At 60.0% G+C, this 23,421-nt stretch carries 27 protein-coding genes; 10 read left to right on the top strand and 17 right to left on the bottom strand.

What is annotated here, in order from left to right; genetic code table 11:
* Positions 1–60 precede the first annotated feature (60 nt).
* The 3 genes from F6X40_RS11180 to F6X40_RS11170 all read left to right on the top strand — a co-directional run bounded on the left by F6X40_RS11180 (position 61) and on the right by F6X40_RS11170 (position 3,257).
* Complete coding sequence (locus F6X40_RS11180; RefSeq protein ID WP_187627891.1) at positions 61–1,488, top strand: helix-turn-helix domain-containing protein; 1,428 nt, start codon at positions 61–63, stop codon at positions 1,486–1,488.
* 493 nt (positions 1,489–1,981) lie between these two features.
* A complete protein-coding gene (locus tag F6X40_RS11175) occupies positions 1,982–2,545 on the top strand; it encodes an HNH endonuclease (protein ID WP_187627890.1) in 564 nt (187 codons plus the stop codon).
* A gap of 100 nt (positions 2,546–2,645) precedes the next feature.
* A complete protein-coding gene (locus F6X40_RS11170) occupies positions 2,646–3,257 on the top strand; it encodes a Bax inhibitor-1 family protein (RefSeq protein ID WP_222946044.1) in 612 nt (203 codons plus the stop codon).
* Positions 3,258–3,382: 125 nt separating this feature from the next.
* On the opposite strand, the gene F6X40_RS11165 is transcribed toward F6X40_RS11170, so the two are convergent.
* From F6X40_RS11165 to F6X40_RS11155, 3 genes are all read right to left on the bottom strand, one after another.
* A complete protein-coding gene (locus tag F6X40_RS11165; RefSeq protein ID WP_187627888.1) occupies positions 3,383–3,973 on the bottom strand; it encodes a hypothetical protein in 591 nt (196 codons plus the stop codon).
* Positions 3,974–4,098: 125 nt separating this feature from the next.
* Positions 4,099–4,782: a hypothetical protein gene (locus F6X40_RS11160; RefSeq protein WP_187627887.1), complete on the bottom strand. Its 684-nt coding sequence runs from the start codon at positions 4,780–4,782 to the stop codon at positions 4,099–4,101.
* Between the two features lie 175 nt (positions 4,783–4,957).
* A complete protein-coding gene (locus tag F6X40_RS11155; RefSeq protein ID WP_187627886.1) occupies positions 4,958–5,317 on the bottom strand; it encodes a hypothetical protein in 360 nt (119 codons plus the stop codon).
* Positions 5,318–5,709: 392 nt separating this feature from the next.
* Here F6X40_RS11155 and F6X40_RS11150 point away from each other — a divergent pair, with 392 nt between their 5' ends.
* Positions 5,710–6,582, top strand: coding sequence for a tyrosine-type recombinase/integrase (locus F6X40_RS11150; protein WP_187627885.1), 873 nt, complete (start codon positions 5,710–5,712; stop codon positions 6,580–6,582).
* A 39-nt stretch (positions 6,583–6,621) separates the two neighbouring features.
* On the opposite strand, the gene F6X40_RS11145 is transcribed toward F6X40_RS11150, so the two are convergent.
* From F6X40_RS11145 to F6X40_RS11125, 5 genes are all read right to left on the bottom strand, one after another.
* Positions 6,622–7,020: a hypothetical protein gene (locus F6X40_RS11145; RefSeq protein WP_187627884.1), complete on the bottom strand. Its 399-nt coding sequence runs from the start codon at positions 7,018–7,020 to the stop codon at positions 6,622–6,624.
* A gap of 111 nt (positions 7,021–7,131) precedes the next feature.
* Positions 7,132–8,244: a hypothetical protein gene (locus F6X40_RS11140; RefSeq protein WP_187627883.1), complete on the bottom strand. Its 1,113-nt coding sequence runs from the start codon at positions 8,242–8,244 to the stop codon at positions 7,132–7,134.
* Between the two features lie 122 nt (positions 8,245–8,366).
* Positions 8,367–8,732, bottom strand: a complete 366-nt coding sequence (locus tag F6X40_RS11135) for a hypothetical protein (protein WP_187627882.1) — start codon at positions 8,730–8,732, stop codon at positions 8,367–8,369.
* Between the two features lie 679 nt (positions 8,733–9,411).
* Positions 9,412–9,849 (bottom strand): NUDIX domain-containing protein, encoded by a 438-nt coding sequence (locus F6X40_RS11130; protein ID WP_187627881.1) that lies wholly within the window; start codon positions 9,847–9,849, stop codon positions 9,412–9,414.
* Between the two features lie 156 nt (positions 9,850–10,005).
* On the bottom strand, positions 10,006–11,181 hold the full coding sequence (locus F6X40_RS11125) for a Tim44 domain-containing protein (protein ID WP_187627880.1): 1,176 nt from the start codon (positions 11,179–11,181) through the stop codon (positions 10,006–10,008).
* A 108-nt stretch (positions 11,182–11,289) separates the two neighbouring features.
* Here F6X40_RS11125 and F6X40_RS11120 point away from each other — a divergent pair, with 108 nt between their 5' ends.
* Positions 11,290–11,613 carry a hypothetical protein gene (locus F6X40_RS11120; RefSeq protein ID WP_187627879.1) on the top strand — a complete coding sequence of 108 codons (324 nt, stop codon included), beginning with the start codon at positions 11,290–11,292 and terminating at the stop codon, positions 11,611–11,613.
* A 66-nt stretch (positions 11,614–11,679) separates the two neighbouring features.
* On the opposite strand, the gene F6X40_RS11115 is transcribed toward F6X40_RS11120, so the two are convergent.
* Positions 11,680–12,162 (bottom strand): dihydrofolate reductase, encoded by a 483-nt coding sequence (locus F6X40_RS11115; RefSeq protein WP_187627878.1) that lies wholly within the window; start codon positions 12,160–12,162, stop codon positions 11,680–11,682.
* A gap of 91 nt (positions 12,163–12,253) precedes the next feature.
* On the opposite strand from F6X40_RS11115, the gene F6X40_RS11110 reads away from it, so the two are divergent.
* Together F6X40_RS11110 and F6X40_RS11105 are read left to right on the top strand one after the other, a co-directional pair.
* Entirely contained in the window at positions 12,254–12,475 is a 222-nt protein-coding gene (locus F6X40_RS11110; protein ID WP_187627877.1) for a hypothetical protein, read from the top strand.
* Positions 12,476–12,559: 84 nt separating this feature from the next.
* Positions 12,560–13,711 (top strand): fatty acid desaturase, encoded by a 1,152-nt coding sequence (locus tag F6X40_RS11105; RefSeq protein ID WP_187627876.1) that lies wholly within the window; start codon positions 12,560–12,562, stop codon positions 13,709–13,711.
* Between the two features lie 118 nt (positions 13,712–13,829).
* On the opposite strand, the gene F6X40_RS11100 is transcribed toward F6X40_RS11105, so the two are convergent.
* The 4 genes from F6X40_RS11100 to trxA form a co-directional block, all read right to left on the bottom strand.
* On the bottom strand, positions 13,830–14,282 hold the full coding sequence (locus F6X40_RS11100; RefSeq protein WP_187627875.1) for a hypothetical protein: 453 nt from the start codon (positions 14,280–14,282) through the stop codon (positions 13,830–13,832).
* A gap of 115 nt (positions 14,283–14,397) precedes the next feature.
* Positions 14,398–15,378 carry a hypothetical protein gene (locus F6X40_RS11095; protein WP_187627874.1) on the bottom strand — a complete coding sequence of 327 codons (981 nt, stop codon included), beginning with the start codon at positions 15,376–15,378 and terminating at the stop codon, positions 14,398–14,400.
* A 90-nt stretch (positions 15,379–15,468) separates the two neighbouring features.
* The gene (locus F6X40_RS11090) at positions 15,469–15,726 is read right to left on the bottom strand and encodes a DUF2158 domain-containing protein (protein WP_187627873.1); all 258 of its coding nucleotides are present in this window, start codon (positions 15,724–15,726) and stop codon (positions 15,469–15,471) included.
* 60 nt (positions 15,727–15,786) lie between these two features.
* Complete coding sequence (trxA, locus tag F6X40_RS11085) at positions 15,787–16,221, bottom strand: thioredoxin (RefSeq protein WP_316251805.1); 435 nt, start codon at positions 16,219–16,221, stop codon at positions 15,787–15,789.
* 40 nt (positions 16,222–16,261) lie between these two features.
* Between trxA and F6X40_RS11080 the strand changes: the two genes are divergently transcribed.
* A complete protein-coding gene (locus tag F6X40_RS11080; protein WP_187627872.1) occupies positions 16,262–16,465 on the top strand; it encodes a hypothetical protein in 204 nt (67 codons plus the stop codon).
* Between the two features lie 25 nt (positions 16,466–16,490).
* Here F6X40_RS11080 and F6X40_RS11075 read toward each other — a convergent pair whose 3' ends face one another.
* Entirely contained in the window at positions 16,491–16,940 is a 450-nt protein-coding gene (locus F6X40_RS11075) for an NUDIX hydrolase (protein ID WP_187627871.1), read from the bottom strand.
* Positions 16,941–17,299: 359 nt separating this feature from the next.
* Between F6X40_RS11075 and F6X40_RS11070 the strand changes: the two genes are divergently transcribed.
* Positions 17,300–18,019: a hypothetical protein gene (locus tag F6X40_RS11070; RefSeq protein ID WP_187627870.1), complete on the top strand. Its 720-nt coding sequence runs from the start codon at positions 17,300–17,302 to the stop codon at positions 18,017–18,019.
* Between the two features lie 667 nt (positions 18,020–18,686).
* Here the strand turns inward: F6X40_RS11070 and F6X40_RS11065 are convergent.
* The 3 genes from F6X40_RS11065 to F6X40_RS11055 form a co-directional block, all read right to left on the bottom strand.
* Positions 18,687–21,128, bottom strand: a complete 2,442-nt coding sequence (locus F6X40_RS11065; protein WP_187627869.1) for a DNA polymerase — start codon at positions 21,126–21,128, stop codon at positions 18,687–18,689.
* Positions 21,129–21,370: 242 nt separating this feature from the next.
* Complete coding sequence (locus F6X40_RS11060; RefSeq protein ID WP_187627868.1) at positions 21,371–22,321, bottom strand: AAA family ATPase; 951 nt, start codon at positions 22,319–22,321, stop codon at positions 21,371–21,373.
* Positions 22,322–22,381: 60 nt separating this feature from the next.
* Positions 22,382–22,588 carry a hypothetical protein gene (locus F6X40_RS11055; RefSeq protein WP_187627867.1) on the bottom strand — a complete coding sequence of 69 codons (207 nt, stop codon included), beginning with the start codon at positions 22,586–22,588 and terminating at the stop codon, positions 22,382–22,384.
* A gap of 214 nt (positions 22,589–22,802) precedes the next feature.
* Between F6X40_RS11055 and F6X40_RS11050 the strand changes: the two genes are divergently transcribed.
* A complete protein-coding gene (locus tag F6X40_RS11050) occupies positions 22,803–23,297 on the top strand; it encodes an HAD domain-containing protein (RefSeq protein WP_187627866.1) in 495 nt (164 codons plus the stop codon).
* Positions 23,298–23,421 lie beyond the last annotated feature (124 nt).

Below are 23,421 nucleotides of genomic sequence, written 5' to 3'. Positions count from 1 at the left end.
AAACGTCCGAGCACGCATAAACTCGGGTTTTCGCAGGACTTTCCTTTGAAAAGGGCATCCATGACCGCAACCATCAACAAGACGTTGCCTGCGCGCTTGCGCCTGCTGCGCGAAGCCGCCGGACTCTCTCGTGCCGAGTTAGCCACTCGCGCTATCAGCCCCCGGGCCCCGGGCAACAACGTAGGCCGTATCGAGAATGGCGCGCACAACCCTACGCCGCCTACGCTGGCGAAAATCGCCTTCGGCCTCGGCGTTACCGCTGACTTCCTGACGACCGGCTACCCTGAATCGCCGCGCCTGTCGGCAGCGGGCTGGACGGTCAATGAAGGCTTCCCGGCGCGGCTGCGCGCAGCGAGCGCCGACCTTGGCGTCGACGTATTTGAAAAGTCATCGAACCGCGCCTGGACGTCGCGCGCGCAAGTGACCGCCTTGAGTCGCGGCGAAATTTGTCCGTCGCCAGAGGCAGTCGTTGCACTCGCCGATGTGTTGGGTATTTCCGCAGAATGGCTGGCAACTGGCACCGAAGGCGTAGCCCAACCTGCCGCGCCCGCACCGGAGCCGGATACGGCCGTCGAGCCGGTGGCGCCGACTACCGGTGCAGGGGGCGCCAAGCGCAAGCGCGGTCGACCAGCAAAACCCAAAGCTGCGCGACCCGCGACTCGTCGGCCGCACAACCGGGGTGCGACATACGAGAATACAGGCACGGCGCCAGAGGGCTGGACGGTCGACAAGCAGTTTCCGACCCGACTGCGCACGCTCATGAAGACGACGGGTGTCACCAACGAGGTGCTCGCCGAACGCCTCGGCTGGACGACGGCCAACGCCATCAACAGCTACACGACCGGCAAGCTGGCGCCGCGCCCCGAGACCGTGATGAACATGGCCGTCGCGCTCGGTGTCTCCGGACATTGGCTGGCGACTGGCACCGAAGGCGAGATGACGAAGATGTCGGAGCTCCCGGTCGGGCGGCGCGTTCGACTGGTTCGCAAAGCGGCGAATCTCACCCGCGCGCAGCTCGCCCAAAAGGCAGGAATTGAGCGCGAAGGTGGTGGATGGCTCGAAGTTCAATGGTGGGAGCAGGGCAAAGGCCGGCCCACCTTTGCGGAACTGGAGCGTGTCGCTACCGCTCTCAACGTCTCGATTGACTGGCTGGTCGAAGGCTATGTACGTGTCGAGGCCCGCCCTCCGCTTCTAGCTGTCGACGACAATAGCCCGGACGCGATTGCGGTGCTTAAGCGCGACCTGCGCCTGCCTGAATGCGTCCAACAGCTCATCAGCGACCTCCGCGACATTGGGGAAATCAGCCTCATATCGGAAGCTGAAATCAAGGAGATTCGCTACGCGTTACGCGCTATGGTGAAGGCTCGCCTCGATGCGAATAAGTGGGGCGTTGATAAGGGCAGGGCGGTGGCGGCAAAAGAAGCGCTGCTTGAGAAGTTCGAAGCCCGACACAACGCACGCGAAACGGGTCGCCTGAAGTCGGCATAGCGGTCCGCGCGCGGCGGACTAAATCCCTCTATTGGCAATACGGTGGGCGTGAAAGGCCGAAGCAGCACGACGGATACCCTAGGGACACGACACGGCTGCAGAACGCGATAGCGGACGCGCGAGTCGCGGGCGGGTTCAACTCCCGCACCGATTTTTCCAACAGCAACAGGGCGGGGTAGCCGAACGGAGGGCCGCCCCGTCGACCGTCGAACGATGCCGACCACGGGCTCGGGAAAATACCTACCGCGCCAGGGCTAAAATCCACTCCGCCGTGCCTATACAAATCACGGAGCGCACGCTAAACACGTTCCGCCTACAGCTGTCTTCGCCCAGCAGGCTCCAACGCCTACTGGGCTTTTTTTCGCCTAGTCACGCCTCACGAAAAGGGGCGCGCGCCACCCCTCAGTCAGCCCGACTTCCGGGATAACTCTCCTCGCTACATTCGGGAAGCAGGCGAATCGCCATATTTTCCCTCGTTCGACCGGAGCATTACATGCAGATACTGGCGCTCGACGAGGCGGGCAGCCCGAAAGACTGGCTCGACCTTGAGACCGCAGTTAACTATTATTGCCGCGACCTCGTCGCCTGGCAGGCAGGCCAGCACGACTTCGTCCTTCGCGGAGGAACGTCACGCGCAACAGGTCAGCAATCGCATCTCTGCGCGAACAGCATCATTGCCATTCGCGGCAAGGCAAACATGGTTCGAACTTTCGACAAGGCTTTTGGCGTCACGCGCGAAGGACTCTACAAGCGCGACCGGTACACGTGCGCATACTGCGGCGAGAAGTTTCCATCTCCGATGCTTTCCCTTGAACACATCATCCCGCGCTCGAAGGGAGGAAAGACTTCGTGGACAAATCTCGTCGCTGCCTGCAAGCCTTGCAATAACCGCAAGGAGGACCGCACGCCCGAAGAGGCGAACATGCCGCTGCTCTTCGTCCCATATCGGCCGAGCCGGTGGGAGCACTTCATCCTGAGCAATCGCACCATTTTGGCGGACCAGATGGATTACCTGCTGCAGGGCGTTCCGAAGTCCAGTCGCCTGCTTTCTCACTAGGGCAGCGCAATGAACCCGAATTTTCGCTACACCAGTTGAACCACTTTCAAAGGAGATGCAGATGCGAACTCGTTCATTTTCCTGGTCTGGACCCGTCGAAATGTCGACGGTATTGCGTGACACCTACATCCTTCTGGCGGCTACGCTCGGGGTAACGGCCCTTATGGCGGCACTCAGCGCGCGCGCCCACGTCGGCGGTCTCGGCTCGCTGATGATGTCCCTTCTTGGTCTGGGCGCGCTTTTCGCAACGATGTACTTTCGCAAAAGCGGCTGGGGACTCTTCTTCATCTTTGTCTTCACCGGACTCGAAGGACTCTCCCTCGGACCGACGCTCAATTTCTATTTGCGCACGCCCCACGGCGCCGAGGTCGTCGGACTTGCCGCTGGCCTGACTGCGGGTGTCTTTGTCGCACTCTCGGGCTATGTGCTGGTGACGAAAAAAGACTTCTCGTTTCTGGGCGGGATGCTCTTCGTGGGGCTGTGGCTGCTCCTTCTGAGCGGACTGGTCCTGATGTTCGTCGACGTGCCAGCCGCGTCACTGACATGGTCAGCCGTCAGCGTTCTCCTCTTCAGCGGCTACGTCCTCTACGACACGAGCGAGATAGTGCGAGGCGGAGAACGCAATTACATCATCGCCACAGTCCAGCTCTACCTCGATGTGCTCAACCTTTTCTTGAGCCTGCTGCGCGTCGTCAGCGCCCTGAGAGACTGAAGATACCTTAGACCGGACAAAGGCCCGCATTTCTGCGGGCCTTTTGTTTACCGGCGGCGACAGCTCTAGACGCCCGTTGCCCTTCGTCAAATCAACTGCTCCTCTCTCGAAAAACAGCGCGTTGGTTATGCGCCACTCAACTGGGGACACGACTTACGCAGTTGCTGGACGACCTGTGGAAAGCCCGTCAGGTGCAGCGTGAAGCTTTGAGACGGGGCCTCGTCGAATCCGAAACGAACGGACGTCACAGCACGCGACGCCAGATGCTTAATCAGCTGCTCGGGACTCGGCGCGAATATGTCTTGATTGGTGCCACGTCGCCATGAGGCGGGGGCACCGTCAACGGACACCTGTACGGCCTTGTCGCCGGCGGCGCGCAGCCGGGTGTCAACACGAACGAAGACTTGGCCACGGTAGCACGTTGCGTAGAACACCGGTGCATCAAAGTCGCCGGTGCTGCTGTGGATGCGGCTGCCGAATTCCCGTGCCGCCTCGAGTCCATCCGCGCCTTCAACGATTTTCCACCCGTTATCGGTCGGGGGGACGTCGGCGGCCGGCGTTCCCTGCGACGCCGTGTCGGAGGCAGACTCGCTGACGAGCGGCGTAGAGTGGTGCCCGAGTTTCAGGAAGCCGAGCTCGTCGGGTATGCTGCTTTCCAGGCCAGAAAGCCAGACCAGGCCTACGCCGATTACGATGATGGTTACGATAATCCACATACTCGGGTTCGCTCAGAGAAGGATGATTTGTCGTATAGCGCGGCCACTGTCGTAGGAGCGCGGGACCGCGTCAAAAGAAAACCGCCGGCAAGTCGCCGGCGGTGAATTAGTTGGTGCTTACTGCATTACGCCGCGAATCGCTCGTTGAAAAATTCAAGGAGCGTTGGGTGTTTGGCCCGTAGGGCTAACGCAACCCGTGGGTTAAAGCTCGCCGGGCAAACCATGACCATCGGTTTGCCGTCCTCTCCCGGAATCGTGAAGACGGTTTTCGTCTTGCACATCTTGCGATATCGCTTTTCCTCGGCGGCAGCTTTGTCGGCTGCCTCCTTCTCGGCGCTGACGAAAGGCAAGCCCAGCGTTTCGTTCACGACTTCCGTGATGCTGGGATGCTTCGCCTTAAGCGCGGCGACGTTTGCTGCCGTATAAGCCAGGTGGTACAGAACAGCCTCCGGCTTGCCGTCAACTGTCTGACGGACCACGATGCCCTTCTTACAGTCTTTGCGCATCGCCTCCTTTTCGGCGACCTCGCAGCTCATAGCAAACATCGCCGTCTCGACCAGCTCGTAAATAGGCATGGTGTCGACCTTGTAGGGCTCGCCCTCAAAGTCTTTCTGAGTGGCCAGGAGCACCTTTGCGTGCTCAGCGAACAGCTTTTCGGCTTCGCGCGACACGAAGCGAATGTGCATGCTGCCGCCTGTCGAGCTATCGCTCCACTCAGCGACTTTCGTGCCGTCGCGGTACAGGTTCCCCTGACCGCACGGTTCGCCTTCATGGCCCTTGAACGTCTTGTATCCCTTGATTTCGTACATTTTGATGTCCTGGTTGTGAAAAGCGGCGAAACGCGCCTTCTGGGCGTATAGCGAACGGACCGCATTTCAACCACGGCGCCGCCTCGGGCCCAGGACCGTTGGGGAAAACGTCAGGAACGAACCGGCTCCCCCACGCTGCGGGTGCCCTTCATCTGCGCAATGCTCGCTCGGGCCGTCAAGCGCCCGGAAGTCTGGTCTGCCATGTTGGCGGGTCGTCCGCGTCGAGCGGATACGGCTCCGTCTCCTCATGCGGCCGCGTGCGTCGGTCAACGCGGACCATGGACGAGGGCAGGCGGCCGGCGGCGTTTTGTACGATACTGCACACCTCCTCCTCAAAGCCGAGCTCCATCAGCGCTGACGAACGCGCTATCGCGGCCGCTGCCAGCAGGCAACCTTCCTCGTCTCTGAACGCAAAGCGCGTTTCGAACCGAGACGGTCCGAGTTGGTGGTTCGTGACCGTTAGCGTGTACGTGCGATTGCCAGCCTTCTCCGCCGCCGCGACCACCTGCTCGAAATCCTTGTCCTGGCTCAACATCAAGCTTCTCCTTACGTCCGTATCCCCCAAGTTTACTGCACCTGCTCTTCATTGAATCCCGAGGCCCCTTTTCCGACCTACCTTTACTCCCGTCCGATGACAGCTTTCTTCCGAAAGCAATTAACGACGGATGCGGCGATAAGGGGCTTTTCGAACAGACAGGAATCGCAAAGCTCTTTTATCGAGGGCTAATCAAGAGCGTCAACGTTGAAATTGCAATTAACGGCTTTTCTTAAATTGATGGCTGGATTTTTCAACTCGTACAACCGGCCTTCCGCCGTTAATTGCATTTTATGCACGCCGTTTACACCTGCTAAATCAGATACTTAACGAGCGTTTTTTATACGCCGGTGGTAAACTTTGAACATGCGATAACGCTCGGGGTGGCTAGCATGGATGAAAAGCTTCTTTTTGAACGTTGGTGTAAAGAAAAGGAACGCGACTTTGCGGATTCGTCGCGGATTGTTTATGCCGCCATGTGGGGGAACTTCGTTCAGCACTATATGGCTCGCGGTAAGCGGCTTGAGCACGTCGACTCAGCTGAAATCGAATCTTTCTTCAATAAGCAGACGTGGGCGCGAAACACCGCGAAACGATATTTCAAGCTCCTTGACGACATCCTTGACCATTTCGCCGGGACGGGCATGCTCAAGGACAATCCGGCCGCTGCGCTGAGGCGCCGGTTTGCGTACTACGAGGAGGCCCGTAACCCGCTCATTCTCGCGCCCCACCAGGAACGTGCGCTCTTCGACGCGCTTCCTCCACCGACGCACTGGAAGAGGGTGCGTGACGCGGCGCTCGTCGGGCTACTGTTTGGGGGCGGTCTCAAACTGCAGGAAGCCATATTCCTCGAAGTCTCCCACCTGAATGTCGACGGCGACTATCCGCACGTTCGGGTCTTCAAAAACGGCTTCTTCGACCGCGAGGTCCCCATCTTCGGAATGGCAGTTGCCTATGTCCGTCAGTGGCTCCTGGAGCGGCGGCGGCGCGCCTTCGCCAGCACTCTTGCGTTTCCCGCGAACTTTTCCGGAACCCCGCTGGACCGTTCGACCGTGTACCGCCAGGTGAAAGCCGTCTTCGAACGGGCAGGGGTAGAAAAGGAGCACAAAGGCGCAGGGCTGCTGCGCAACAGCTTCGGCGCGCGGCAACTCAGGCAAGGCACCTCCCTTGACACGGTCCGAAAATGGATGGGCCACAAACTGGAGGAAAGCACAGAGCCGCTCCGGCGCCAGGTTGAGCGCCAACGGCGCGCCCGGCCGACATGAGAAAAGCCCCGCTAGAAGCGGGGCCTGTCGAATCAACATTCAGAACGCAGAGACCGCGTGCTCGCGCACCTCGCGCTCAAAGAGATACTCCTGCATCACCTTCCTTCCACCGACGCCCTGATAGCCGCCGTTCACGATGAGTGTCCCGCCGTCGACCAGCAAGACGTCGGTTCCCCGTTGAAGTTCTGGATGGTCAGAAATAACGACCTGAACACAGCTTGGCTTGACCGCTTGCGCAGTCTGGTACGCCGACACGGGCAGCTCGAGTTGCACGAGGAGACCTCGCTGACAAGCGCGAACCAACTCCACAGAGAACGGCGACCCCGGAGTGAGGTAGGTCACTCGGCCCTGAATGCTGGACTTCGCGTTGCGAGTCCAAAAGGCGTTGCCGCTGTCGCTGAGCCGCTCGACCGGGCCCGTTGGAAACTTCAGGTTCAAGCCCGAACACGCAGCCAGAAGGCTCGTGAGTAACACCAAGAAAAGCCGCGCCACAATTATTTCCTAGAAGTTGGTCCTGACTCGTCTAGGAAAATTTTGCATTCGCGCCCGTCAACGAACGACGTACGTCGAGGGAGCGACCTCGTCCGGACCTAAGTCCCCGGCTGCCACCAGCGTTGGTCGCAAGAGAATCAGTTTTTTCAGGGCATTCTGGGCGCCATAGCGCTGCAGGCGGTAATGCCCGCGTCGCCAGTGGGCCTTCACCGTTCGCCCGTCGCCACCGGCCTCGCCGCTCTTCACTGGGTCACGCGGTGCTTCGATTAGGACATAGTCGTACGCTCGCACCAGCTTCCGCGCAGCCTTTGCGCGCTTGCCGCCTGATTTGAGCCGGTTGAGACTTTCCTCCAGTTCCTTCCTCTCCGGCTTCAAGGCTCGACGGGCGTCGGGCAGGCCAATGTACAGCAGGGATTTCGCGACAAGCTTCACGGCCTCCACCACCGCTGAAATCGAGTCTTCCGACGACAGTCTCAAACCCATACGGCGCGCTTCGTCGCGGTCTTTGTAAAAGGCATCATGGATGACTTCTTCAAGCGAAGCAGCAGGGTCCGCGAGAGAAAGAATAATGCTCTGCGTAGCGTCGTCGCTCGCATGCTTCTTCCCCACTGGGCTTCCGGTGATGACCAGATACAGGCACTCGCCGACGTCGCGATGATGCCCGCGTTCCACGTAGCATCCCTCTATGCTGTGCCAGGCAGTTTCCGAGTTCCAGATTTTGGTCTGCCAGTCACGCCGTTCGCCGAACTCGATGAAGCAGAACGGCAACGGAGGCTGCATGTAGCTCACGGGAATCGAGCTGTCGATGTCTGTGCGCTCCAGCAGTTCCACTAGCTTGTCGTCCAGCTTGAAGTGGGAATACTGGAGGCAATGGGCGCGCAGCCACGCACAGAACGCAAACGCGCCGCCTTGCTCGGTGCTACCCGGCATCACTTCTGCGGCCGAGGCCACGGACTGGAACCGGGGAAGCCGATTCTCGGTCGTGAGCCTATAGCAGGCTTCCGCCAAAACCAGCTCCGGGTCTCGGAGGTACCGCTCGATGACCGGCCACTCCGGGCCGAACATCTCCCGGGTCATCTCGAAGTGCTTAGCCACCATCGCATCGCACCGCACGGGATGCGGCAGCCGCATGATTTGCGGGTCCGCCGACGCCTCTAGTTCCTGAGCCATTCCTGTCCTACCTTTCTATGCGCAAAGCGCGCGGCGGCCCTATTTTACCTTGGTCAGCGCGAAGCGCGTCCAAAATACGCGAGGGCCACCGCCTTCCCGCACGCAAGCAGGGCGCCGGACTGTCAGTCCAAAGCCGCTTCTGCCAGCTCGATATGGTTCCCCTCGAAAACGACGCCCGGCATCCCGTTGTACACGGCCGAGCCGAACACCTGCATGAGTTCCCACATCGCGAACTCGAGGTCCACGCCCACAGCGATAGGCACGCCGAGCCGGTGCTCTTCCGAGGGGGAGTTAAGGTCAGCACGAAAGCGCTGGTAAACGCTGCATCCCCGTGCGGTCAGACGAACGCGCACGGGGGTATTCAAGTTCAGGAAGGGCATGAGCTTTCGAAGAAAGGTAGGGATGAGGGCCGGAGGGTGACTGAGGCTGAAGTCGAGAGTTACCGACCATGAAGGCCGCCCGGCGTGCTGCGCCGATTTGTAAATCATGGTACATCGCCTTCACAAAACACACAACGGGGCTTGACACGAGAGCCGCCGGGCCTCCACCGACACTGCCGACATAGATACTCCTTATCTTAGAAACCTAAGTTCTGAGGGTTTAGGGTTCTAGGTCCGCTGCGGCGCCGAATCTGTAGAAATCGAAATTTAAACGTACGCCATAAGTCTTTTCTCCCTTGCCGGAAGTTGAAAAAAAGTGTAACCTTCGTTTCTCCAAGTTCGACCTACCCGCGCTTGCCTCGCGTACTTTGCAAATTCAGATGTCCCCCACCGCCAGCACCGCAGCATTGAAACATTCTGACCGACGGTCGGAAGCCCTTGGCGACACAGGTCAGCCGCGTTCGAAGTTCGTAGTCGGAGGCACGTCTCTGAAGCCAGCCTTCCTGGCACTGGGCGGCGCGGTCTTGACGATTACACCCTTTGCCCTGATGTTCCTCGACCGCTTCGGTTTGCGGTTTTCCGCGACGCTCGCGGCAATTGTGATGGCAGGAGGGTCGGCTCTTCTTCTCGCAGCAACGCTTCTCACGACTGCGCGGGACGCCCGACTCCTCAGCGAAACATTTGGTGAGCCCGTAATGCGCGGAGCGCGCGCGAGCAAGGTGCAAGGCAGTGTGTGGCACGCGCAGGCAAATCGCGGGCGATGAGGTGTAACGACGCGCCGCGCGCGTCAGGCAACCCGCAATGCGGGCGCAACGTTTCGGTAATAGCGTTCAACGGCCTGCTCGTGAAGCGGGAACGCCAACGGCGTATTTTGGTCAATGTAGCAGTAATCCCAGACTTCGCGGCAACGTGAAACGCGGCCCTTGACGATATCGCCGGTGACCACATGGTCGAGCACGCAGAACACTAAAACCCTGTTCTGGGGTGTCACTGCCGAATAAAGAAGCTTCCACCGGTCAGGCGCGTACAAGATGTGCGCCTCCTCGTCCAGCTCACGGCTGACGCCTTCCTCAATACTCTCTAGCTCGTCGACGTAGCCCCCAGGAAGCGCGATAAGACCTGTGCCCGGCTCATGCCCACGCACAATACCGAACAGCCGCAACCGGCCGTCGTGCATCACGGGCACCATTGCAACGGCGACGGGGAGGGGATTTTTGTATGGCATGACACTTCCAGCTGAATAGCGTTCCAATGTGTAGTGAGCCGCGCCCAAATTCCACCATGCGGCTGATGGACGAAGGCTCACAGACGTCGACGCGAGGAGACCAATTGAAAAGGGGCGCCGTGAGCGCCCCTTTTCCGGTCATACTGCTTGCGACTCTCAGACCTGGTCTACGCCCGCCACCTTCCACTGCGACTGGCCGGGCGCCTTCACGAAGTTCCAGATTTCGTTCACGTCGACCGACTGGCCGTCTTCGCGAATGCGCGCGACGTAGTGAACACTCGCAACGACACCGTCACTGGTCTGGCTGACGTCGACGACCTTTGCCGTCAGGCTGTCGATGACGACTTCCTTGTCGCTTGTACGTTCTTCGATGCCCGGACGCAAGGCGTCGAACACCGCCGGCTCGGTCGCGTTCTTCAGTGCAGCCACGTCACGGCGAGCGTCAGCCATCTGCAGGTCGCGGAAAATCTGCTTCGCGATGCCGTCCAGTTCGACTGCTTGCGGGTCGGCCGCTTGCGTGGTGGTCGTTGTCACGCGCGTCGTCCGCGTCGTGCGCGTTCGTTCTTCTTCGTCGCCAAATGACGGCGCGGCGCGATAGCCTCGGTCGTAGTCACTCGGGGCCGATGCGCCGAACTTGCGGTAAAGAATCACGATGAACGCTCCGATAGCGAGAATCAGCAGAATGCCGACAAGGAAGGAAAGAAAACCGTGTCGCGGCGCCATCATGACCGGAGTAACCGTCATTGGCGCGCCGCCTACCGAGCCGTACACGGCCTGCGGAGCCGCGTAGCCGGGCTGCGCCAGCGGCTGCATGCCGCCACCGGCATAGCCGTGCGGTTCCGTCAGCCGCGCCACACCGTAACCGACTGCTGCACCCGCCAGTGCCGGCATGACCCAGCTGTGCGTTTGAGGATTGTAGTACTGGCCTTGGGTATTGTACGTGCGACCATCTGAGCCCTGACGATAACTCGAGCTTGACACTGTCGTGCTCGTCGTCTGCGTCGTCGTAGTGGTGCGCGGCGCGGCGACGTTCGTGGCCGTACCATTACGCACCGAAGCGGCCACGCTAGGTCGTGACATGCCGATGGAGTTTCCGGCGGAAAGTCCACCTCCGCGTGAGAACGACGGACTCGCGTGGGAAGAAGAGGTGCCGCCGCCAAAGCGGGCTTCCGCAGGCAGACTGGCGACCAGGACGGCACTCGCCGCAATGACGAGCGTAGCTGTACGCAAGAGTTTCATTCGACTCCTTGGGGGGGTTAAGACAGAAAGGCAGAGCGCCCACGCTTTTTTGTAAAGCGATACCGGCATTATGCCATTTTTTTGTAAAGACAACAGACAGCATTTCCGGTAACCTTTTGCAAATACGCGGCTTGCCGTCCCCGGCTGCGTAGCTAAACACTTCCAGCTACATGAATGGCCATAAGAGACACGCCCGCTCCAATGAAACCTTTTCCGCTTATCCTCGGTTTGCTTCTCGTTCTGTGCTCAACGATGACGGTCGACTACCGGCACCGAATTCGCGAGCTGACCACCCAGAACGACGCGCTGCAGACGCAAGTGACGCAGAAGGATGCAGATATCAGACGCATCAGCATGGCGCGCGACCAGTTCGCGCTTAAGGTGCAGGGAAGCACTACCGCTGCGGCCGCTGCCTGCGCGGCCTCAGATGCTGCCGCCGCCGACAAGGAAGCGAAGCTGCTTCTGAAGAAACAGGGACTGCCCGCCACTCCGCCTGCGGGTGCCAGCACTGTCATTGCCGACTAGTCGGCTCAGCCGCACACTCCGCGCTTGCGCTTACCCGGCGGTGAGTCCGGTGCGACGCACGCGAGGCTAGTGCCGGACATACTCCCTGAACGTTAGCGTGATGCTGTTCTCGAATGCCAGACGCTCTGCGTCGATGCGCCACTTTGTCAAATCGATGTCGGGGAAAAACGCGTCCCCTTCTGGCGCGACTCCAACATGCGTGATAACCAGACGGTCGGCGAACGGCATGAATTGTTCATACAGCGCTTGGCCGCCTGCAATGAACAGTTTTTGCCCCGGTTTGACGGACTCCAGTGCGTCTTCAAGCGACCGCACGGATTTCAGCCCGGGCATTTCGGCGACCAGCCGGCGCGACAGGACCAGGTTCATCCGTCCGGGTAGCGGCCGCCCCAAAGAGTCATATGTCTTGCGGCCCATCAACACCGCATGTCCAAGAGTCGAGTCCTTGAAGTGTTTCAGGTCGCGCGGCAACCGCCACGGCAGGGTGTTGTCTTTTCCGATTACTCCGTTCTCGGCGACGGCGGCGATGACGACGACTTCAGGACGCATAGGAGCTCCATGGGTGGCGGTCTGGGGTATAGCGAGGGTGGCGTGGGCCTTTAGGACCATTCGCGATTTGCTACACGTTGAAGGAACTTACATGGAGAACGCAATGAGTGGTTTTCAAATAACCGAACTCGTCCGGCTGAACGCGGACTTTCAGTCACACCCCGGCCATGTCGTACCAAAAGGTACGCACGCAACCGTTTTGTCCGACGAGCAATACGGACTTATCGAAGTCGATTTTGCGCTTCCCGAGCTCGGGGGCCTGGATGCCTTTGTCCCGGCACGTTTCTTCGAGCGCTTCAACGCTTTCGCCTGATTGACCGACCCGTCTGGATGCACTTCCGACGGGTTTTTTCTCGCGGGCCGGTTTTTGGTCCGTGCCGCTAATTCTGGAGCTGTCATGTACGGTCTTTTGAACCTCCCGTGGTGGGGCGTCGTCCTTACCACCCTCGGGCTTACTCACGTTACTATCGTGGGCGTCACGCTGTTTCTTCACCGGTGTCAGGCGCACCGCGCCCTCGACATGGGAAAGGGGCTCTCTCACTTTTTCCGGTTCTGGCTGTGGATGACCACCGGCATGGTGACGAAAGAGTGGGTTGCCGTCCATCGCAAGCACCACGCGCGCTGCGACACGGCCGAAGACCCACATAGCCCGCAAACGCGCGGAATCGCGACCGTCATGACGCAGGGCGCGCTCCTTTATACCCGCGAAGCCGCTTCGGCGCAAACCCTTGAGCGGTTCGGCAAAGGCACGCCCGACGACTGGATGGAACGCAAGGTCTACACCGCGCACTCGCGCGCGGGCATCGCAGCAATGCTTTTAATCGACCTGCTTCTGTTCGGCGTGCCGGGCATCGCTGTCTGGATTACGCAGATGCTCTGGATTCCGTTCTGGGCGGCGGGTGTGGTCAACGGCGTCGGCCACTGGTGGGGCAGCCGTAACTTCGACACCGAGGATGCCTCCCGTAATATCTCACCATGGGGAATCATCATCGGTGGTGAGGAATTGCACAACAACCACCACTGCTATCCGTCGTCGGCGAAGCTCTCCGTCCGAAAACACGAGTTCGACATCGGCTGGATGTATCTGTCGGTGTTCGCGCGACTCGGATGGGTTCATATCAAGAAGGTCCCGCCGCGTATGCGCGAGCGCACACAGCCGGCGGAGACAACGCTCGAGACGCTGGACACGGTGGTCGCGCACCGCTTCGAGCTGATGGCGACCTATGCTACGGCGTTGCGCAAGCTTTATCGAAGGGAAAAGCGCGCGCAGCCCGAGGGCCTGCCGGTTGTGCGCCGTAGCGTCTGGAAACGCCTCGAGGTGCTGAAGTTCCACCCCAAAGAAGAATCTCGCCTTGCCGAAATTCGCGCAAAGTCGACCCGCCTCGCACGCGCTCTTGAGCTGCGGGCAGAGCTGGCAAAAGTCTGGACAGCGGAGAAGGCCACACGGGAAGAGTCACTTCAGCGGTTGCGGACGTGGCTCCATGAAGTCGAAAAGAGCGGCATCGCTGAACTGGCAGCGCTAACACGGCGAGTGCGACACACCGCCTAACCTTCCTTTCTGCGCCGGCTACGGCTGTCGCAAACATCTTCCAAAGAAAAATCCCTCGGCAGCGAACTGCGCGAGGGATTCCTTTAAGCAAGGTGCGGGCGTGAGCGCCGCTCCGGTATTACTGGGTCTTCACTGCCCCTGCCGGAGCCGAGTTGACAGCAACCGTCTTTCCGAATTCCACCGTGATGGACGCCGGATACTCGTACGCAGCACCCGTCGACTCATCCACCGCGTAGCCGAGCGGGCCATTCGCGATGTAGTGGCCAGCCGACGCTTCCTTGTGCTGACCCTTCACGGTCACCACACCACGCGCGCCGCCCGCTTTCTCGCAGGTCACCGTCAGGTCGCTCGATGCGCGATGAACCTTGACGGTTCCCGGCGTCGTGACGCTGTACGTGCCCTTGCTGTTTTCCATCTGGCACGAAGCGCCGGCAACCTGCTGACCGCCGCTGACTGCGTTGACGGACACGTCTTGATGCGTACCGTCGCCAAACATCGACGCGCAACCCGAGGTGAGGCCGGTAACGCCGATAGCTGCGATGACGACGAGCGAGCGAATGTTCTTATTCATTTCCTTGAATCCTTTTCAAATGGTCCTATGGATTTTCGACTTCTCAGCTTGAGTTATCGAAGCCCCGCGATAGGCGGTGGTCTTCGGGTATAGCCACCTTTCGCCCCGTCGCGGATTATGCCGCAAGCCACGCCGAGTCATGTGACGATTTGCTGTCGAAAAGGCTGAATTCCGTGATGACCTTCTCGAACGCGAATCCGCCAGCACGCAGGTCGCTTGTCAAGGCATCGCGTGCAGTTTCGAATGCTTCCCGAGTGCCGTCATATGCACGTAACGTCATCATGACGGTGAACGCGGTAGGGGAAAGCTGCTTGAATGCGTTTCGGGACAGGTGCGCACCGTGAGCAGTCGCGAGCGCCTCAAGCCTTTTCCGGACCAGCGCCTCCTCCGCACCGCCTTCGGCGAGGTCCATGACGACTGCGACATGGCTCTCGAAGTACCCGCCCGGCGGCATCACCGAGACGCCATTTTCCGAGGAGGGAGCGGCCGGGTGCCACGGCACCGTCTCTAACTTCCGACGCACTACCTCGAATCCCCGGTAGTTCAGATGGGTTGAGATGCGATTAAGCTCATCGAGCGCGTGGCGATTGTCGCCGGAGAAGACGGAGGAGGTCATGACATCCTGTAGCACGGTGGCGCCCGCCCGGTCCTGGAGCGCCAGTACAACAGGCTTCACGTCGAGCTGATGGCAAGCCGAGCGGAAAGCATCAAGTGCAAGCGCCGCTGGCATGTGGTCTCGATGTTTCAGAGAGACCGTCACGTGCAGCTCGAAGGGCAACGGATATTTGACCCCCGACTCGCGGGCCTGCAAAGACGCCCATTTTTCGCCTTTGCGAAACAGCATCTCTTCAAAATCGGCTTCGTTGAAGCCAAGGTCGAAGACAATCGACATCGCGCAGAGGACCGTATCGCAGGCTTCCTCGAGAATGTCCCGCTTCTCGACAACGCGGTGGGTCGTTGCGTGCGCGTTCTCGAACGGCAAAACCTTCTTGGCTAGCTCGCCTACTTCCTCGGACGTCTTCAGCGCCTTTCCTACCAACGTTTTCTTGTCGGCGGCGCTCAGCTGCCGGATGAATTCGTAAAGCTGCGGACTCATATGCTCTCCTATCCTCGTTCACGCGCGCGTCCGCGCCAAAAAGAAAACGCGGGAAGCCTGGCTCCCCGCGTCGACATCCTTCGCTGGTTGTTACTCGGCGGCGTCGCCAGCTTCCGGCGCCTTCTTGCGGCCAGCCTTTTCAGCCGCCGGGACGGAGGCTGCGCCTTCAGCTTCTTCCTTCACGTCCAGCGCGTCCTTCGGAAACACGCCGGTGGACACGGCTGCGCCGTCGAACCAGGTCACGCCGACCTTCTTCGCGCCGCCCGCAGGCTTGTCGTCGGTCACGGTCAGCCAGGGGCTGCCGCTCCTCAGTTTAACGAGCGAGCCGACTACGATTTTCTGGGACATCCGGGTCTCCTTCTGGTCTGGTTGAAAGGAGGTATAGCGCGCCTGTTTAGCCGACCGCGCTTACGGCAGCATCTTTTCGATTTTTGCCGCCGAAGCAGCACCAACCGTTGTTTTAACCGGCTTGCCCGCCTGGAACAGCATGAGCGTCGGAATGCCGCGCACGCCGTACTTCGCTGCGGCCTCTGGAGCTTCGTCGATGCTAACCTTCACGACTTTCACGTCCGGCCGCTTGTTCGCGACTTCATCGAGCGCGGGAGCCATCGTGCGACACGGGCCACACCAATCCGCCCAGAAGTCGACCAGAGTCGGGACCGTGGAATCGAGAATCTCCGATTGGAAAGTCAAGTCGTTTGCGTAGCGAATCATGTGAACTCCTGTGCGTGTTAAACCCTGTATAGGGAAGCAGCACAGGGGCAAGGCCAACGTCAGGCCGGCCAAACACTGGCGCGCCTTGCTATACCCGGTTTCTTTATGCTGAGTCATTTCGATGGTCACTCGCTATCGCAAAATCCTCGATGCCCTTGGAGAAGCGGCCATGTCGCGCGTGCTAACGCCGGCGTATGGCTCCAACTCGAGTGAGGTCACGGGGTACATTGAGGCCGCCTGGCGTATCGCTGAGGAGCTTGGCGCGCAGGACGCGCTCGATGGGGCGCCGATGCCTTCGGCATTCGAAACCGAACCCATCCTGCGCGGTGGATGGAAGTGCGGAGCCGCAAGCCGGCAAGGCGCGGCGCTCTGAGCCACTCCGGGACTTGCCACCACCTTTAGCCCAAGCGCTCGTGCAGTTCAAAGAGCGACAGCCGGGTCGCGAAAAGCCGGTAGAGGCTCCCACTGCAATAGTCCTGAATGCTCGACGGTGTCGTCCAGCGAAAATCGTCCATCTCCGGAATCATCCGGCCGTCACGTGGGCTTGGAAACATTGAAGTGCAGACGCACCGCTCGATGGCCGCTTCCGACCGCGTCATACGAGCGGCATACAGGTGGAGGTCCTTGGCCGGCCGATATTCGAATATTCCGAGCTCAACCAGGCGGTCTTCAGTCAGACGAAGGCCGGTTTCCTCAAAAAGCTCCCGAAGCGCGGCGCTAACACGTCTCTCGCCGCTCTCGCAATTTCCCTTCGGTAAGTCCCAATGCGCGTTTTCGGTCGCATGGCAGAGCAGAATCTCGCCGTCCTCATTGAGGATGACGACTCCACAGGAGGTCGTTTTGTCCATAGGTCGGCGATTTCCAGAGGGGTAGGATTGCAGCACCGGGTCGCGGACTCTGCAACGGCTTTGCACAAAAGCTCGACAGCACCAAAAGCAATACTTTACAATTACTGACGATGTCTGTAAATCTTCTTTTGTAAAGTCATGCAGCGACGGCCTCTATCCTTTTTCTCGCCAGAATTGCTTCCCGAGGCGCACGGCGGATACGTCGTCTGCATACCGTTTTTCGGGAACCAGCTTATGCTTCGCGCGGCCTGGTTTGGGCCGCCGTTCGAAGGCGGCGAGGCGCAATGGCTCTCTGACTCCGGCCCCCTTGCAGAGCGTCTCGATGTCCGGGGCTGGTATACATCTGCGCCGGATGACCGATGAAACGACTGTTGACGCTCGTATTGCTGTTGATTTCCAGCCTCTGCCACGCGGAGCTTCCCGACGACTTTATCGGCGACCTTCAGCGTGCAGTGGATACCGCCGCGCTGAAGTATGGGATAACCGCCACCATCTACCTCGAGCGCATGCGGCCGGGCATGCCGATGGTCGCAAGGGTGCGAGACAAGCAGTGCCAAATCGTATTCGACGTGGACGAATACGACACATTGAATAAAGCCTACCTCCGCTACTTCCCGAACCGGCAGGATGCACTGAACGGAACCGTCGTTCACGAGATGATGCACTGTGTCCAGATGCTGCGCCTCTACAAGGAAAACTCCGAGTACGCCATCGTGGCGCCTCGACATGCAAATGAAGCGATGATGCTGGAAAAATTTATCGCGCATGCGGGCGAGTCGCAATCGGCGTTCATCTGGCGGGAATTTCAGGCCGACGCCGCTGCGATGATGTACTACCTTGACAACGGGGACTATCCGAACGCGCAGGCTCTGGTCAATGTCCGGCACGTTGATGGCGACGATGACCCGGGCCACGATACGGCGTTCCTGTTGAGCGCGCTGCTCGCGGACCTGTCGACGCAAAGACCCGACGCTCTGCCTCGGGCCGAATTCTCCGACAGGGTGATTGCCGCGTCCGAACGGGTCTTTCTGGCGGCGCAGAAAACGCGCTCGTTAAAAGCCGCGCCGCCTGCCAACTAGTCGACGCGGTTGGGGCGTCTAAGGAGTAAGAGGGCGACGATAGTTGCGCCCTCGTCACCGGCAAGTGTGTCTTGCCGGACTCACTAACCAGACCCGAATCTGGGCAAGTTCGGCCAACCACGACTATCGTTTCCGTCCATACTGCCCGTGGACGTCCCGGCTAGCCTTGCGTTGAGACCCATTTTTGACGCCGTGTGGCGTTCCGCTGGATTTGCGGGGTCTCCGCACTATGACCTTCTTGGTAATCGGGTGCAGGAAAGCTAGCCGACGATGACGGAGTCGCATACCGCCCTACCCGGGCGGTATTTGCCGGGCGCGGCTCAGCTCCTGCCTAAGAACAGGTCGTCCGGACCCAGCTCGAACTCGTAGTAGCCACAGTGCTCAGTGAAGACCGCGATGTCATGGAATCTACCGAACCGCCGCACATAGAAAGCCCAGTTGAATCGGACCTCGCTACCATCTTCGAAGCAGATGTGAACGCCATGAGGCGCAAAGTCTCCTGCTTGCAATCCGTCCGCGAGCAAAGCGTCCGTGGAGCGTTCCGTGTACGCGGCTAGTTCCTGCGACCAGCGCCGAATGAAGTCCGCACGCTTATCTTGTCCCATAATTTGCCTTGAAAAGGTATCACGGAGAACGGCGGCCGATGCCGCCGCCCGTACTGCGCTCGTTAGTCCTTCAGCCAGACATTACCGATAGCCGGGCTGCACTCGCCCTTCACCCCGAACGGGCCAAGGAACAATTCAGCCGCGTCGACCATCACGGTTTCGATGACCTTCGTGTAAACCTCGACTTTCTCGTCCGGTATCTCGAACACCAGTTCGTCGTGCACCTGGTTCACAATTGTGCCAAAGATTTCCGAGTGCTCGCGGCGGAAAACATCCATACCGACGCCCAGGATGTCGGCGCCCGTCGACTGGTCTTCGAAAGCGAGCGCGGCGTTCAGCCCGAAAGCGTAAATCGTCCGGTCGCCGAGCGTCTGTGATTCGTAGACCGCCTTCTTCACAGCCTTCATGCCGCGTTCCGGGTCCGGCACATAAATCGTGTCCACCGGGTTCAGCTCTGTCCATGCGTGCCAGAGGTCGACCTCCACGTACGCTGCGAGCCACTGCACCCGGACGACGTCACCTTCCTCGAAGGTCCAGTGAATGTCGTAGTTCTTCGCGGCGGCTTCAATCAGCCCGAGCGTCTGCATCGCGTAGAGCAGGGACAAATTGCCGACCTTGCCGGTTTGCCGTTTCGAACCCAGCTCCTTTTTCCACTTCTTCAGTTCCTTGACCACCGCGTCACCGCCGAGTCCCTGGAACAGCTCGAGCGGGTTCTGGCCGACCATCCCCAGCGCGGTCCACGTGTGGATGTCCATCCCGCTGAAGGAGAAAGCGTTGCGTAGGCTGCCCCACTCAGGCGTGTTCTCGGCCTTTGCTTTTTCCATCACCTCGGTGTAGCAGCGCGTGAAGTGCGCCATCTTGAACACGTTCTGGCGCTTTCGGTATTCTTCCCAGAATGCCTTTTTCGAGGACGGCGCGTCCGCGACCTCGTTCATCTTCGCCTTGTGCTTAGCGAACATGGCGAAGGAGTACTCCTCCTCCTTGCGCGCCTGCACGAGATTAATCCGGCCTTCCACGACACGCGCGATAGCCTGCAGCACCTCCGGCTTGCACTCGCGCTCGCCCATGTAGCATTCCAGGATGCGCCTTTGCGCCCGGATAGCGAGTGCCGCACCCACGCGCATATCCAGCGCTGAATAGTCCGACGCCACGATTTTGTGGTTAGGCTTCGCGGCCACACAGTTGCGGAACCCCTGGTCGCGCGGGAATTGCTGAACGTTGGGCTCTTTCGACGCGAGACGGCCCGTCACGGGTCCGTGACCGGTCAAGGCGTGAATCAGGCCGTCTCCGGAGCGGGTCACGAAGTCCGAGACTTCCTGAGCCATCTTGCCGGCTTTCTTGGCCTTGTTCAGGTACACCCAAGGCAAGTAAAGCCTGCGCGCCTCATCCGACTTGGCAGCTTTTGCCTTGCGCAGGTCCTTTTCGCCAATCTTGAAGCTGCCGGTCTTGTCGGTGACGTCGACCGTAATACCCACGCTCTGGAATGCTTCACCCAGCGTCTGCTTCAGGTTTTCCTTGATGCCTTCGCCCGGGCTGGTGAGCTCCCGCAAGAAGCGACGCAGACCAGCCTTTTCGCCCCGGAGCTGCTCTTCGCGAGCGACCAGCAACTTGCCGTAGCGGCGAACGCGCCGCCACTGTGCCGCGATGTACTTCTTCGCGTCCGAATTGCGCCACGGCATGCCGCGCACCCGCATGCGTACGACGTCCATCACCTGCGGCTCGATACGCCCAACAACCTTGTTCTGCGCGCGGACTTCGTAGTAGCGCTCGAGCAAGTCCTGGCCGGGTCGCAGGTTCAAGATGTGCGCGAGCACCTTATAGGTGGTCATCGCGTCACCGGTCGCATACTCGTAGGCCTTCTGCGTCAGGAAGGGCTGGCACCAGTTCTTCGGACCTTGCATGTCCTTCGGCAAGATGACACCGAGGAGGATGGCGGAGAGGTCAGCCAAGGCCCAGCCCGAGCGACCACCCTGGAACAACTCGGTCGCGTACTGCTGCAGCTCTTCATTCGACTCGTCGTTGTAGGCCTTCGCGAAGAGGTAAGGCACCTCAGGCATGAGCGCACGCGCAAGGAGCATCGAATCGAGAAGCATCGTGGGACACGCCGCTTCCAGCCCGCCGGCCTCGACGAGCAGCCAGAACGTGTCGAAGTTCACGTTATGACCGAACATGACGCCGGTCAGAACCGCGCGAGCGACTGCTACGCGCTCCGCCTTGTTCAGCCGGTCGAAGTCAAAGGCCTCAAGGCGCAGGACTCCGGTCTTCGGGTCTTTGTAATAGACAGAGACCACGCGCAGGCGCAGGCGCGGGTTCACGCCGCGCGAAAGCTCCGTGCCAGAAAACTTCTGTTCTTTCGACGCAGGCGTCAGCCCCGTCGTTTCAATGTCGACTATCTTCCATACGGCCGACTGGATTGCGCTGACGAGCGCAGAGTGCGCCTCCGCCCAGGGCACCATCTCGTGGGTGTCGGGGTCGGTGTACTCGAGGTCAAATCCAAGTTGCATCAAATCTCCGCTGAATGCTAGACGTCCCCGCCAGCCTGGGCGGCAAAAGGGACTTCAGGGTTCGGGTTATAGGGTCCAACTGTTTCCGGCGATGCCGGTGAGATTGCTTCCCGCCGGCGAATCCATGCATCGCCAGCCGTTTGAACGCCTCCTCATATAGCTTCGCGGCGACTCGCGCCGCGAACGTCCTGCAAAACAAAAGCGGAAGCCCAAAGGCTCCCGCTTTACAAACACATGATTTTTCAAAAGCCGATACGGCGCTTCCCGTTGTTCGCCTGCTTGGGGAAGTCCTCGCCGCGCACACGGTCGCGGCCCTTCATTCGTGCTTCACCCATTGCGCTCAACAGCGCCTTGCGCATCTCACGAGGTGCAACATCGGCTACTTCGTCGAGAGCGGTCGAGTCGAGCTCGGCATCGAACTTCCACTTGTGCTCACACAGAAGCCCTGCGTAGATGTGGTTGGCGATGTGCACCGCCTGTTCACGCGTCGGCGACGGCACCTCAATTACTTCCATACGCTGGAGAATCGGCTCGGGAATGCGTTCCGGATAGTTGGCGGTGGAAACCCACAGCACGTGGCTCGCATCGATTTCGACATCAAGAAACTCGTCCTTGAAGTGGGCGGCGGTGTCGCCCTCCATCAGCTGATAGAGCGAGGCAAGGGAGTCATGCCGGCTGTCCCCGCCCGCCTTGTCGAGTTCGTCAAGAACGAGCAGCGGATTTGCGAACGCGCCCTCAACGAGCGCGTGCGCGACTTTTCCGTGACGCGCGTTCTGCCACGTCGCCGCTGACCCGCTCAGGATGAACCCGGCGGTCATGCTCGACATGGGAACAAACTCATAGGCGGTACCCATAGCTTTGGCGAGGAGTTTCGCAAAATGCGTTTTGCCAACGCCCGGGGCACCCGTGAGCAGAATCGGAGTGAACTGGACCGGTTCTTCGCCATACAGGGCAAGCTCGACTGACCGGCGCACGTTATCGAGCACGCTACTGAAGTTCGGGCACAGGTCGTAAAGCTCCGTGAGGAAGGCGCTGCTCGACGGTCGAATGAGATAGCGGGTGCCTCCCGTTCGAATCATCTTCTGATACATCTTCTTCAACAGCGCATTTGTGAAGTCATCGTTCTCGGCCAGCACCTTTTCCACTGCCGACACGTCGTAGATTTCCGTCAGACCAGCCACTGGAATATGCATCGTCACGACTCCCTTACGCGCTGAGGTATTTTCCCGTGTAGGGAGGCGGCTTAAACGGACTCAGACCGGCAGGGCCTGGCGCACTTGTCCGCCATAACTCGCCGAGAGAATCGGGTCGTTCAGAAAGCGCAATGCGTAACGCCCACTGTCCTCGCAGGCACAACGGTTGAGCGGCTCTGCCATAGCTGCCGTTTCGCCGGTCGCGAAGAATGGCGGCGGCGCGTCGGGCGGGCGCTTTGATAGCAGCGCATTGAGCAGTGATTTCATCTGGACTTAGGTCCTAAGTGACAAAAACGCCGGACGGAGAACGACGGGCGTTCAGCCGAACAGAACTCATCTGGAAAGAAATGACAATCGCTTTACAAAACATCGCTTGTCCCGATTCTACCACTCCTTTACAATTGGTCAACGCTCTTTACATTGCAGTTAACGCAAGGCCTTGGCCGTCCGGTCGAGCTTGCGGAGCAGGGCATACACTGGCATGAATCTCATTTTTCTCAACGAGCAGGTCCTGCGCGGCCTCGCGGTGCGCTTCATCGACGGCGCGGAATCACTCCAGTGGGACCCGACAGCGCTGCGGCTACTGGACCGTCTTTGCGAAGCCGCGAATGCGCGTCTGGTCGTCTGTTCGGACCAGCAACAAAACGAAAGTCGACTCGAACCCTGGAACGAGCGCTTTCGCGCCGCCGGCTCTCGGCACATCGAGGTGGTGGGGCTCACGCCCGTGCTTTGTACAAGCGACCCGGGCGTTGAAGTTCTGACGTTTCTCAAGACATTCGCCGGCACCGTTACGCGGTACGTGATTCTGGACAGCCGGCCGGGCTATCTGGTCTGGCAACCTCACCTGCGAGCCGAGCGCGATACGGGACTGACCGCGCGTCTGGCGTACGAAGCGCTGGCCCAACTGAATGCGGGTAGCCCGCTCCTCGCGGAGTGGCAGGCTCTCTCCGGATATGGCGACTTGCTGTCGCTCTGATTCGGCAGCTCCGGCTAACCGCGCCTCTACGGCCCGCCAGCGTCGGGCCGCGTTGCATGCCAGACTTCGGCGCGCGAATCCTCGCCGCCCGAAAAAACCTGTGAAGACAACGATTTAGGGTCGG

It is taken from the genome of Paraburkholderia sp. UCT31 (assembly GCF_014397655.1).
Taxonomy (GTDB): Bacteria; Pseudomonadota; Gammaproteobacteria; order Burkholderiales; family Burkholderiaceae; genus Paraburkholderia; species Paraburkholderia tuberum.
Note: the sequence above shows the minus strand (reverse complement) of the source record. Positions and strands in the feature narration are given on the sequence as shown.